Origin of the sequence: Acidovorax sp., assembly GCF_046341535.1 — a bacterium.
Lineage (GTDB): Bacteria > Pseudomonadota > Gammaproteobacteria > Burkholderiales > Burkholderiaceae_C > Acidovorax.
The window spans coordinates 1-12713 of record NZ_JBKDRI010000065.1 but is presented as its reverse complement, the minus strand read 5'-3'; the positions used below and the strand labels follow the sequence as shown (position 1 = coordinate 12713).

General features: G+C 61.2%; 11 protein-coding genes and 2 rRNA genes. 1 reads left to right on the top strand and 12 read right to left on the bottom strand.

What is annotated here, in order from left to right; translation table 11 throughout:
* Nucleotides 1-142: 142 nt before the first annotated feature.
* Nucleotides 143-931, top strand: a complete 789-nt coding sequence (gene xth, locus ACK543_RS04460) for an exodeoxyribonuclease III (RefSeq protein ID WP_409941643.1) — start codon at nucleotides 143-145, stop codon at nucleotides 929-931.
* Between the two features lie 104 nt (nucleotides 932-1035).
* Here xth and ntrC read toward each other — a convergent pair whose 3' ends face one another.
* The 12 genes from ntrC to ACK543_RS04400 form a co-directional block, all read right to left on the bottom strand.
* A complete protein-coding gene (gene ntrC / locus ACK543_RS04455; RefSeq protein WP_409941642.1) occupies nucleotides 1036-2712 on the bottom strand; it encodes a nitrogen regulation protein NR(I) in 1677 nt (558 codons plus the stop codon).
* 41 nt (nucleotides 2713-2753) lie between these two features.
* The gene (glnL, locus tag ACK543_RS04450; RefSeq protein ID WP_409941641.1) at nucleotides 2754-3776 is read right to left on the bottom strand and encodes a nitrogen regulation protein NR(II); all 1023 of its coding nucleotides are present in this window, start codon (nucleotides 3774-3776) and stop codon (nucleotides 2754-2756) included.
* 78 nt (nucleotides 3777-3854) lie between these two features.
* Nucleotides 3855-4358 (bottom strand): hypothetical protein, encoded by a 504-nt coding sequence (locus tag ACK543_RS04445; protein ID WP_409941640.1) that lies wholly within the window; start codon nucleotides 4356-4358, stop codon nucleotides 3855-3857.
* 203 nt (nucleotides 4359-4561) lie between these two features.
* Nucleotides 4562-5977: a type I glutamate--ammonia ligase gene (gene glnA, locus ACK543_RS04440; protein WP_409941639.1), complete on the bottom strand. Its 1416-nt coding sequence runs from the start codon at nucleotides 5975-5977 to the stop codon at nucleotides 4562-4564.
* Nucleotides 5978-6144: 167 nt separating this feature from the next.
* Nucleotides 6145-6966, bottom strand: coding sequence for a competence/damage-inducible protein A (locus ACK543_RS04435; protein WP_409941638.1), 822 nt, complete (start codon nucleotides 6964-6966; stop codon nucleotides 6145-6147).
* Nucleotides 6963-7883 carry an EI24 domain-containing protein gene (locus ACK543_RS04430; protein ID WP_409941646.1) on the bottom strand — a complete coding sequence of 307 codons (921 nt, stop codon included), beginning with the start codon at nucleotides 7881-7883 and terminating at the stop codon, nucleotides 6963-6965. The genes ACK543_RS04435 and ACK543_RS04430 overlap by 4 nt, the downstream gene beginning before the upstream one ends.
* A 159-nt stretch (nucleotides 7884-8042) precedes the next feature.
* Complete coding sequence (locus ACK543_RS04425) at nucleotides 8043-9011, bottom strand: sterol desaturase family protein (protein ID WP_409941645.1); 969 nt, start codon at nucleotides 9009-9011, stop codon at nucleotides 8043-8045.
* A gap of 156 nt (nucleotides 9012-9167) precedes the next feature.
* Nucleotides 9168-9971, bottom strand: coding sequence for a polysaccharide deacetylase family protein (locus tag ACK543_RS04420; RefSeq protein ID WP_409941637.1), 804 nt, complete (start codon nucleotides 9969-9971; stop codon nucleotides 9168-9170).
* An 18-nt stretch (nucleotides 9972-9989) separates the two neighbouring features.
* Nucleotides 9990-10919 carry a beta-propeller fold lactonase family protein gene (locus ACK543_RS04415; RefSeq protein ID WP_409941644.1) on the bottom strand — a complete coding sequence of 310 codons (930 nt, stop codon included), beginning with the start codon at nucleotides 10917-10919 and terminating at the stop codon, nucleotides 9990-9992.
* 254 nt (nucleotides 10920-11173) lie between these two features.
* Nucleotides 11174-11929, bottom strand: a complete 756-nt coding sequence (locus ACK543_RS04410; RefSeq protein ID WP_409941636.1) for a pseudouridine synthase — start codon at nucleotides 11927-11929, stop codon at nucleotides 11174-11176.
* A gap of 108 nt (nucleotides 11930-12037) precedes the next feature.
* Nucleotides 12038-12150 (bottom strand): 5S ribosomal RNA (rrf, locus tag ACK543_RS04405).
* A 151-nt stretch (nucleotides 12151-12301) separates the two neighbouring features.
* Nucleotides 12302-12713 (bottom strand): 23S ribosomal RNA (locus ACK543_RS04400); the annotation flags it as partial.

Sequence of the window (12713 nt, the reverse complement as noted above, 5' to 3'; positions counted from 1 at the left end):
CGAGGTCAATAATGCGGTTTACGCATTGAACCACAGGCCTAGAAAGTGCTTGGGATACCGCACCCCTCATGAGGTGTTTTACGGCCTGGAGATCACCCCCATTAAACTGCCATCTGATGCACTTTGTCTGTGAATCCGCGTCATGAAAATTGCAACCTGGAACGTGAACTCCCTGTCGGTGCGGCTGCCCCAGGTGCTGGCCTGGCTGGATGCCAACCCGGTCGATGCGCTGTGCCTGCAGGAGCTCAAGCTCACCGACGATAAATTTCCTCACGGCGCGTTCAGAGAGGTCGGGTACGAGGCAGAGGCGTTCGGCCAGAAAACCTACAACGGGGTCGCCATCGTCAGCCGCAAGCCGGTGCGGGACGTGGCGCGCAACATCGCAGGATTCCAGGACGACCAGTCGCGCGTGTTGGCAGCCACCTTGGACACGCCGGCCGGACCGCTCAGACTCATCAACGGCTACTTCGTCAATGGGCAGGAGCCGGGGTCAGAGAAATTTGCCTACAAGATGCGCTGGTTGCAGGCGCTGCAAGACATGGTGCGCGCCGAACTGCAGGCCCACCCACAACTGGTGCTGGTGGGCGACTTCAACGTTGCACCCGAAGACCGCGATTCGTACGACCCGGAGGGCTTGCGCGGCACCATCCACCACACCGACGAGGAGCGCGCCCATTTCCGCGCCCTGCTTCAACTGGGCCTGACCGACGCGTTTCGCCTGTTCGAGCAGCCCGAAAAGACCTATTCGTGGTGGGACTACCGCATGCTCGGGTTCCAGAAAAACCGGGGCCTGCGCATTGACCACATCCTCGTCAGCGATGCGGTCCGCGGGTGCGTGGCCGCATGCACGATTGACCGCGCGCCACGCAAGAACCCGCAACCGAGTGACCACGCGCCCGTCGTTGTGTCGCTCTCAGGCGTTTGGGCCTGAGGCTGCGCTGCATCTCCCGCCTGAAGCGGGCCGCAGCGCCGTCAGGCGGCAACTGAGCCCCTGGGCCCCGCCGCAACGCCCAGGGCCACGCTGCCACTGCGCTTTCAGGCGCCCGCGTCCTCGGGCGCGTCCAGGCCAAGCTCCTGAATCTTGCGCGTGATGGTGTTGCGGCCGATGCCCAGGCGCTGCGCGGCCTCCATGCGCCGACCATGGGTTGCAGCCAGGGCCGTGCGGATCAGCCGCGATTCGAATTTGCGGGTCAGCGCATCCCACACCTCGGGCTGGCCGCCCGAGAGCAAGCGCTGCGCCTCGAGCTCCAGCGACAGCTCCCAACCGATGCCGCCCTGCAATGCGGCGCTGCCTGCAGCCGCGGGATCAGGGGATGCTGCCGGGACGGGCGCTGGGGCTGGCGCAGCCATGCCTGCAAAAGCCGACGCCGCCGCGGCAGCGCTGCCACCGGTGCCATGGGTGGGCAATGGCTCGACGCTGCCGACCGGCAGGGGCACCGCCTCGTCGCGCGGCTCTTCGGCTGCCGCAGGTTTTGAAAGCGGGGCTGGGGCCACCAGGGGCTCGGCCGGCACACGCGTCGCGCTGGGGTGGACCGGAGACTCCAGCACTTCCGGGGGAAGGTCCTGCACCGAAATCACCTGCGCGGGTGCCATGACCGTGAGCCAGTGGCAGATGTTCTCCAACTGGCGCACGTTGCCCGGAAAGGCGAACTGCTCAAGACGGGCCAGCGCGGAATCGGCGATCCGCTTGGGCTCCACACCCAGCTGCCGCGCGCTTTGCTGGAGAAAGTGGCGGGTGAGCACCGGCACATCTTCGTGTCGCTCGCGCAGCGCAGGCAGGCGAAGCCGGATGACGTTCAGGCGGTGGAACAGATCCTCGCGAAAACCACCTTCCTTGACACGCTTTTCCAGGTCCTGGTGGGTTGCGGCAATCACGCGCACATGCGATTTCACGGCCACATGGCCGCCGACCCGGTAGAACTGACCATCGGACAACACGCGCAGCAGCCGCGTTTGCAGGTCAAACGGCATGTCGCCGATTTCATCAAGGAACAGGGTGCCGCCCTCGGCCTGCTCGAAGCGGCCTCGGCGCTGTGTCTGCGCGCCGGTGAAGGCGCCCCGCTCGTGTCCGAACAGTTCGGATTCGAGCAGATCCTTGGGAATCGCCGCCGTGTTGATGGCCACAAAGGGGCCGTCCGCACAGGGCGAATGTTTGTGCAGCGCGCGCGCGACCAACTCCTTTCCTGAGCCGGACTCGCCCGTGATGAGCACGGTCACCTGGCTCTGACTGAGGCGACCGATGGCGCGAAACACATCCTGCATGGCCGGTGCCTGGCCCAGCATTTCGGGGGTCTCGGTCTGACGCTCTTCGGTGACTTCCTCGCGCTGGCTTTCCTCCACCGCGCGGCGGATGAGCTCCACCGCCTTGGGCAGGTCAAACGGCTTGGGCAGGTATTCAAACGCGCCGCGCTGAAAGGCCGACACCGCGCTGTCCAGGTCGGAATACGCCGTCATGATGATGACGGGCAGCCCCGGTTGCAGCTCGCGCACCTTCTCCAGCAACTGCAGTCCTGATCCACCCGGCATCCGGATGTCACTGACCAGCACCTGGGGCCCCTGGCGGGCCGGGTCAGACGGACTGACATCGGCCAACGCATCCAGCACCTCGCGCGGATGGGTAAAGCTGCGGGTAGGGAGGTTTTGCCGGGCTAAGGCCTTTTCCAAGACGAAGCGGATCGAGGGGTCGTCATCTACTAACCAGATCGGCTTCATATGTTTTGCTTACCTTCCCAGTGATTGCATGGCAAAAGACCTCAGGGCAGCGGAATGAGAATTCGAAAATCGGTTCGACCCGGCACGCTCTCGCACTCGATGAGTCCGTGGTGACGCTGGACAAATGTCTGCGCCAGCGTCAGCCCCAACCCCGATCCTCCGTCCCGGCCCGACACCAGAGGGTAAAAAATACGCTCCTTGATACCGTCGGGCACGCCCGGTCCATTGTCAATGACATGCAATTCCAGTGCCAACCGATAGCGTTGGCGACCAAAGGTAACCTGTCGCGCCACCCGGGTGCGCAGCGTGATCACGGCATCGCCTGCGCCAATGCGGTCGGCCAGCGCCTGGGCCGCGTTTTGGACAATGTTGAGCAACGCCTGGATGAGCTGCGCACGGTCACCCCGGAACTCCGGAATCGACGTGTCATAGTCGCGCACCACACGCAGACCGCTCGGGTACTCGACCAGCACGAGCGAGCGCACGCGCTCGCACACTTCGTGAATGTTGACGTCGCCCACCAGATGCGGATGCCGGTGGGGCGCCAGGAGCCGGTCCACCAGGCTTTGCAGCCGGTCGGCCTCGTGGATGATGACCTGGGTGTACTCGGCGAGCTCACGGCTTTCAAGCTCCATCTCCAGCAGCTGGGCTGCCCCACGGATGCCACCCAGCGGGTTCTTGATCTCGTGCGCCAGATTGCGAATCAGTTCTTTGTTGGCCTGGGCCTGATCCAGCCACCGCTCTTCCCGGTCCTGGCGGGCCTGTTGCTCCAGGGGCCATAACTCCACCAGCACCTCGCCCACCTGCTCGGCATCGGCAACGCTCACATGCACCGGAATCGGGTCCTGGTGCAGACGCTTGAGATTGGCCTCATAACGCAGCGCCGCAAAGTCTTTGCCCCGGGTACCTGCCAGGGCGGTCTGCAGCAGGCCGGGGTCGGTGAAGAAGCTGGAGAAGTCCACCCCTTCCAGCGTGCGGCGCGACAGCCCGAGCATGCCCTCCAGCGCCGCATTGGCAAACTGCACGGCCCCATCGGCCCGCAGCACCGCCACGAGCGTGGACATCAGGTCCAGTGAGTGAAATCGCCCGGTACCAGTACCCGGGGTTTCGTGGGGTGGTGGCAGATTCACTCGACAGGCGTGTCAGTTGGCGGGCAGCCGGGCAATCTCGCGCTTGATGCCGGCGATGTCGCTTTCGCTGCGCGCAACGCTGGCCTTGAGCTCGGCCGTGCGGTCGATGTAACGCTGGGGATTGCGAAGATCCAGCGCGTTACGTTCGGGTGCACCGTTGTTGTATTCCTTGACCAGCTCCGCATAGCGCGCCTCGGCCTTGCGCAATTCCAGCTCAAGAATCGCCCGCGCATCGGAGTCACGCGCTTTTTGATCATTGCTGGTCACACGCGGAGCGCTCGGCGGCGCTGCTGCCACAGACCCTCCCGCAGGTGCTGGCTGCTGCGGCTGCGCTGTCGCAGAGCGTACGCCCTGGACCACCGTGACGTTGCCGCCCTCCACCAGCTTGCATCCCCGCTCTTTGGCCTGCGACGCGTTGTTGGTGTACTCGTTGCCACAACGGTAGATACGGTCCTGGGCCCAGGCGGACTGCGCCGCCGCGACGATAAGTAGTATAGAAATCAGGGTGTTATTCATCAGACGTCCTCGCGCTGCCATGCAGGGCACGGGGGAGTATCCCCCAATCACCGTTCATCGCCAATCCGGCCGTGCACTGCACGGGGCTTTGTACAGAGGCCCACCGGGCGGGTTTGGTTCCATGCGTGGCGCAAAGCCTACAGGCAACAAAAAAGGCGGCACGCGCCGCCTTTCCTGAGGGCTATGGCCGTGAGGCCAACCGCTCAAAGCGAGTAATACATGTCGTACTCGACCGGATGCGGCGCCATGCGGAAGCGGGTCACTTCCTGCATCTTCAGATCGATGTAGGCATCGAGCATGGAGTCTGTGAACACACCGCCCTTGGTCAGGAAGGCACGGTCCTTGTCCAGATATTCGAGCGCCTGGTCCAGGCTGTGGCAGACGGTCGGCACCAGCTTGTCCTCTTCCGGCGGCAGGTGGTACAGGTCCTTGGTGGCGGCCTCGCCTGGGTGGATCTTGTTCTCCACGCCGTCCAGACCGGCCATCATCAGGGCCGAGAAGCACAGGTAAGGGTTGGCGGACGGATCGGGGAAGCGCGCCTCAATGCGGCGGCCCTTCGGGTTGGCCACGAACGGGATGCGGATCGACGCAGAGCGGTTGCGCGAGCTGTAGGCCAGCTTCACCGGAGCTTCGAAGCCGGGCACCAGGCGCTTGTAGCTGTTGGTGCCGGGGTTGGTGATGGCGTTCAGGGCGCGGGCGTGCTTGATGATGCCGCCGATGTAGTACAGGGCGAAGTCGCTCAGGCCAGCATAGCCGTCACCGGCGAACAGGTTCTTGCCGTCTTTCCAGATCGACTGGTGCACGTGCATGCCGGAGCCGTTGTCGCCGGCGTAGGGCTTGGGCATGAAGGTGGCGGTCTTGCCGTAGGCGTTGGCCACGTTCCAGACCACGTACTTCAGCACCTGAGTCCAGTCGGCACGCTCGACCAGCGTGCTGAACTTGGTACCGATCTCGTTTTGGCCGGCGCCGGCCACCTCATGGTGGAACACTTCGACCGGGATGCCCAGGGATTCGAGGATCAGCGCCATTTCGGCACGCATGTCTTGCGTGCTGTCAACCGGGGGCACCGGGAAGTAGCCGCCCTTGGTGGTGGGACGGTGGCCACGGTTACCGCCTTCGAGCTGCTTGCCGCTGTTCCAGGGGGCTTCGTACTCGTCGATGGCGAACATCACGTTGCCGGGCTCGTTGCTCCAGCGCACACCGTCAAAGATGAAGAATTCCGGCTCGGGGCCGAAGTAGGCGGTGTCGCCAATGCCGGAGGCCTTCAGGTAGGCTTCAGCGCGCTTGGCGATGGAGCGCGGATCGCGGTCATAGGCCTTACCGTCGCTCGGCTCGACCACGTCACACTGCAGGAACAGGGTAGCTTCTTCGAAGAAGGGGTCGATGTTGGCGGTGTTCGGGTCGGGCATGAGCTGCATGTCCGAAGCCTCGATACCCTTCCATCCAGCAATGGACGAACCGTCGAACGCGTGGCCGGAAGTGAACTTGTCTTCATCGAAGTGTGACACGGGCACGGTCACGTGCTGCTCTTTGCCACGGGTATCGGTGAAGCGGAAGTCAACAAACTTGACTTCGTTTTCTTTCACCATCTTCATCACGTCTGCAACGGTCTTGGCCATCAGGTTCTCCTGGGTAAAGCTCTAGTTGAAAAAAATCTGCTCAAAAGAAGCAGGTTGCGTGCCAGTCGCCGCGTCAGCGCACTACAAAGGAGCATCCCCACTGCAGCAGCACAGGCGACGGCGCAAAAAGCACCATTTCGGTTCAAACAGCGCTCCAGCATACTGCGCTAGAGCTTTCGCACCAACTCGGGGCCAAGATTTGCACCAAAACCATGCAAAGCAGACTTCAGATCTGCCCATGCTTCGGGAACCGCCGTGGCCGCACCTTTCACTCCGAGTTCAATGTGACGACCGTATTGTGGATGATCCACGCTTGGCAGGCTGAAGACCCGAACCCCGGGATGCGACTGTTCAATGCGCTCCATGAGCGGTGTCAATGCCGCTTCCATGGCACCGAACACCAGAACGGACTGCTCGATCTGTGGCGCCGAATGGAAGAACGCAGCGTATTGCCGATCCAGAACCCATTCGATCATTGGCCAGGCCATGACGGGAAATCCGGGCACAAAATGCACTGCGCCCTGCCCGTCGCCGCGGCAGGTGAATCCCGGAATCTTGTTGTAGGGATTGGGGATGATCTCTGCGCCCTGCGGAAAACACCCCATGTTCAGCCGGTGCAGATTGTCCGGGCGGTTCGGGTCGAACGGTTCGCCCTGCTCGCGCGCAACGTCCTGGATGCGCTCCAGGATGAGTTCGGCCGCCCGGGGATGCAGGCTTAGCGTCCGCCCCAGAGCGACAGCCGCGCATTGCCGGGTGTGATCGTCGGGTGTCGCACCGATGCCGCCACACGAAAACACCACGTCTCCCGATTGAAACGCGCGCTTCAAAGTGGCCGTGATCCGATCGGGATCGTCACCGATGTACTCGCTGTACGACAACGCGAGCCCACGGCTCGAGAGCAGTTCGATGACCTTCAGAAAATGCTTGTCGGCACGCTTGCCGGACAGGATTTCGTCACCAACAACAACAAGACCAAAACGGGGATTCATGGGTGTGCAGAGGGTCGGTCAGGCGAGGTGCTGCGCTCATCGGCCAGCAAGGCGGCAGGCTGCATCGCGGAGGGAGTTACCTCGACGATCGCCAGGTCGGCCGTGCGCTGCGCTGCCTGCGCCTTGTCATGGCGCAGGCGCTCAAGCGCGGCAAGACAGTAGTGAGTGAACCACAGCGACGAAAACACAAACACCAAGGTGTAGATCCAGATGGCCAGCGGGATCAGCACCAGGAAGGCCGCCGCGAAGATCACCCCGGAAGCCCAGACGATGCTGGGCGCGGCGCCCAGATAGCCAGTGACCACACCGATGCCCAGCAAACCACTTCGGTAGCGCTTGAAAAGTTCCTGACGCTCCTCTTTGCTGGCATGCTCTGACAGCGCATCGAAGCTCATCACTCGGTAGGTGAGCCAGCCCCAGATCAGCGGAGGCAACACCAGAACGAGCGGCGGCACAAACCACAGCGGAATGGACAGCACCAGCGCCACCAGCGCGAGAACCGTCGAGCCAAGCGCCCATGTCACGCTGGCGAAAAACGAGCCGCCCTGACGCCGCTCCAGATCTGGAAAGCGCCGATCTGCGACAAGCCGCACCAACGCCGGGGTGCTCAGGACTCCTACCAGCAACAGCGAAGCCACCACGATCAGGGGTGCCGTCGCAGCCACCACCATCAGGGGCGCAACCACACTGGCGGCATCAGCCACACCCCAGCCCTGCAGCCATGACCACAGGCCCGCCAGGATACTGAAGGAGTCGAGCAGCCCGCGCATGGCCGCCACCGACGCATCCCAGTAAAAATAACTGAAGCCGCAAGCCAGCACTGCGATCACCAGCAAGGGCAGGGTCGATATCAAAATGACCCGGGGGCGCAGGCAGTAAACGCTGGCACGCCAGAAGGAATCAAGCAAAAGTCCCATCCGCAGAGCATACCGCGCCGAGCTATTGCCCCAAGCCACCCCGGTCAGCCGACCAAAGCCATGCGGAGCGACATACTCGACATAACGCCTGCCGACAGCCGCGCGAGCGATGATGAGCATCCGAGCCAAATCATCCAGCGCGAACACGGGCGCCCACGTTCAGGCCCTTCCCGCCAACCTCAGCAGCCCCTTCCACTGCTGGGACCAAAATCCCGTTCCGTAGTCCCGCAGCGAACCGTCAGGGCCTGGCTCCACCTGATCGCGCACCCCTGTCGGGTCATACCGCAGCTCAAAATTGGCGGTGCCCATCAGCATGTCCCACCAGGGTAAGAGCACGCCAAAATTGTGCCCACCCAAGACCACCTGTCGCCCGGGCGGCTGCGTGCCGTGGCCACCGTCCGTCAAACCGAAGGGTGTGATCTTGACCGTTTCATGGCCGATGCCGATGCTGTGGTGGCGGCGGTGGAACCTGGGGCTCACCCACAGGCGCTCACCCCATCGACCAAAGCTCAGGCGCAGGTTGGCATGTTGAAAGCTTTCGCTCAGTTGAGTAATGGCAACAATGGCAATGAACTGACCTGGCGCAACACCGATCGACTGGGCAACCACCACCAGGATGGTGTCGCGCAACAGGTCATCGAGCAGATGGTTGCGGTTGTCACTCCACATCGTCATCTGGCGCTGTGCATGGTGCAATGCATGCAGCTTCCACCACCATTCAAAGTGGTGCTGCCCGCGATGAATCCAGTAGTCCACAAAGTCAAAAACCACCAGGTACAGAAGCAGGCTCACCCAGGGAATGTCGGTGACTCCTGGCCAGATGCCGTCCAACTGAAAGGTGCTCACCCCCGCCACACGCAGCACGCCAAATACGGAATCGAGCAGCGGTGCTACGGCAAAAAACAGCACGAGGCGAAAGACCCCAAGCCGATGGATCAGCGTGTAGAGCATGTCCGTGCGAATCGTGGCCCGGTCTGACACGGCCTCTACGGGCCGCAGCCTCTGCAGCGGCCCGATCAGAGCAACGATGACGACCAACTGCAACAGTCCCACCAGTAGCCAGCCCGTTGCCTCATAACCCGACTCCAGAAGATTACCCAAGCCAGCCCAGAACATCACCGGCTGCATGGCATGCTCGAAAACCCACTGTTGTGCGACATCGAATCCGTTGGTCCACCAGTCAAACACTCCAAGTCTCCTTCCGCATGGTCAGGCTGATCGCTACCCGACCGTCAAGGTCAAGGCGGCTGGACCAACGCGGATCCTGCCAACCTTGGCACCGTTTTACTGCTTTTTGCCAAGATCGGGATGCTCGCGGAGGGTCCGGAAGCAGAACCCGCGCTCCTTAAGCCCCTGGATGAGCGGCTCCAGCACCGCAGGCGCCCACGGATCCTTGCGCGACCAGATCCCCAGATGCGCCAAAAGAATGTCGCCACTGCGTATGTCCCGTAGCGCGGTGTGCAAAAGCGCCGCGTTCCCAAACTTGTCGCTGGGCAGTTCGTCGCCCAGGAATCCCGCGGGCGACCAGCCCACATGGGTATAGCCGCAGGCGCGCGCAGCTGCCAGCAGTTGCGGGGACGTCTTGCCCCCCGGCGCCCGAAACAGAGGTAGCGGCTGCCGGCCTGTCATTGCTTGCAAGCGGTGAGCAGCCCGATCGATCTGTTCGCAATAACCTGCGGCGCTGAGTACGTGGGCTTCGCCCTCACGCGGCCCAGCCGACGGGCGCACTCTGAATGACGGGTTGACCTTGCCACCGAGGTCGCCGCGCCAGTAGACATGATCCCAGGTATGGGACGCGAACTCATGCCCCTCTTGCGCGCGTGCGCGCCACCAGGGGGCCCAGTGGTCGCCCAGGCTGCCGTCGCCTTCTTTCGTACGCTCGTTCGCACCGAAGAACGTCACCCGCACCTGCTGGCGTTGCAAGACTTCTGCCACGAGCGGGGCAATTCCCATGTGTCCGGTATCAAACGTCAGGTAGACCGGTTTTTCGCATTCATTTCGCGGCGTCGCGCTTGATGCGCAAGCGCCAAACGCTATCAATACAATAGCAAACCGACGCAACATACGGGTGACAGTGTCCCGGATCATGAATGGATGGTCCAAGGGTCAACGCGGAGCATGCCGCAAGGTCCACACACCATGGGGAGACTTGCCCACAGGCACCTGCCTGACCACCTGCTTCAATTGGGTATCAACCACCGACAACTTACGGGCCCATCGGGATGTAACGTAAATGAACCGCCCGTCGGCAGATACTTCCATGCAATCCGGCCCTCCGGGCGCAGGATAGGACTCCACCACCTGCAATGTGTTCATATCGAACTTGCTGATGGTATTGGCAACTCGGTTGCTGACATACAGATGCCTGCCATCGCCTGCCGCCCGAAATGCGTGGGCACCGTTGCCGGTCTTGATCTTCTTGATGCTGACTGGTTCGCGGCCCGAGATGTCGAATACTTCAACACTGTCGCCGCCCGTCAGACCCACAAAAACCCGTTTGTCATCCGGGCTGCCATACACGTCAGCAGGCATGGGCCCGGTCTTAACCCGGGACCGAATGGTCTGAGTCGCGATATCAATGGTGACCAGCTCATTGCTGTCCTGCATCGTTACATATACCGTGGTGCTGCGACTATCAATCCACAGGTGACTGGGGGTGCGCGACGTCGCCACGCGCTTCACGAGTGACAAGTCCTTGCCATCCCACTGGTAGAAATCGACGTGATTGAGCCGATTGGCCGCAGTAACGAACCACTTCATATCCGGCGAAAACCGCAAGTGATATGGGTCCACAATGCCGCGCACCGTACGCTGGACCTGGGCGGTCTGCGGGTCGACGAACGTCAACGTATCTCCGAGCGCATTGGCCACGATCAGCGACTTCTCATCAGGCGTCAGGTAAAGATGATGCGGTTCCTTCCCGGTCGGTATGCGCGCCGTCTCCGCCCATGTGACAGGGTCAATCACGCTGACATTGGCGTCCAGAGAGTTCAAAACGAAAACAGGTGGCGCTGTATCAGCCAGTGCGCACGTCATCGCCACCCACAGCCCTGCCAACGCGAGGCACGCACGGCCTTTCAGCTTGGTCGTCTTCACAAAATCACTTTCTTTAAGGGAGGGGAGTGTAGCGGGGGTCCTGGATACCATGAGCAGCAACATGGATTTCCTCGACCTAAAGCGCATGGTGCGCCGGAAAAAATCAGCGACGGCAAAAATGCCCGAAGTCAAAGGGTAAAAAATTCCTGCTCGTGTGAGTCAACATAGCGAAATCCACGGCTACCCGGAGTTGCTCAGTTTCCAGAACCGGCAACCAGCAGATCCATCTCGGATCGGCCAAGCCATCGCCATCGCCCGGGAGCGAGGTCATCAGGCAGGGCCAACCCACCAATCTTGGATCGGTGTAGAGATTCGACCCTGTTACCAACCGCAGCAAGCATTCGCTTGACCTGGTGATACTTTCCATCGGTCAACGTCAGCTCGAGGATGCTCTTGTTCAGGAGTGTGCAAGAAACGGCCTTCACAGGTCGAGGGTCATCATCGAGAACGACACCCGACAACAGTCGATCGATTTGGCCCTGATCGACAGCGTGTTTGGCAGTTACTCTGTACACCTTAGGAATGTGTTTTTTGGGAGAACTCATCCGGTGAATAAACTGCCCGTCATCGCTTAAAAGAAGCATACCGGTCGTGTCCTGGTCCAGTCGCCCCACCGCTTGCACACCCTGAATCGCACTTTTTGTGGGACGCTGCCGAAGCGGCGGAGGCAGCAGTGTGTAGATGCTGGGATAGGTGGATGGTTTTTGCGAACACTCGGTACCAGCGGGCTTATGCAAAATCAGGTAGGCCTTCTCGTGATAAGGCCAATTAGCGCCCTGCACATTGAAAACAAGTCCATCGGGCTCGAAGTCGGCCGTAGCATCAGTGCAGACCACCGACTCGCAAGAGCTATTCGGATTTGCAACGGACACCCAGCCTTGCTGGATCAGCCCAGCGCATACGCGGCGCGTTCCAAATCCTTGGGAATAGAGAATATCCTGGAGCTGCATAAGCGCACGGTCGAAAACATCGTCAGACTGCAGGGCGCGCCCAACAGTGTTCCCAAAGCAAACCGCCCTTCGACTCTGAGGAGTGGAAGGGCGGGCTGGGCTGTAGGGGCCTGACGATGACCTACTTTCACACGGGAACCCGCACTATCATCGGCGCAAAGTCGTTTCACTGTCCTGTTCGGGATGGGAAGGAGTGGGACCAACTTGCTATGGTCATCAGGCATAACTTGGTGCTGGGTCGCTTTTGTGAGGGGCCCAACGAATTCATAGAGTTTGGAATCAGATTTTGTTTTTGAATGCGTCAACTTGGCATAACTATCTTTGAGCTTTTCACACAGCCACGATGGTGTGCGTGTTGGCTATCAAAGTTATAGGGTCAAGCCGCACGAGCAATTAGTACAGGTTAGCTTAACGCATTACTGCGCTTGCACACCCTGCCTATCAACGTCCTGGTCTTGAACGACTCTTCAGGGGGCTCAAGGCCCCGGCAGATCTCATCTTGAAACGAGTTTCCCGCTTAGATGCTTTCAGCGGTTATCTCTTCCACACTTAGCTACTCGGCAATGCCACTGGCGTGACAACCGATACACCAGAGGTGTGTCCACTCCGGTCCTCTCGTACTAGGAGCAGGCTTCCTCAAATCTGCAGCGCCCACGGAAGATAGGGACCAAACTGTCTCACGACGTTTTAAACCCAGCTCACGTACCTCTTTAAATGGCGAACAGCCATACCCTTGGGACCGGCTACAGCCCCAGGATGAGATGAGCCGACATCGAGGTGCCAA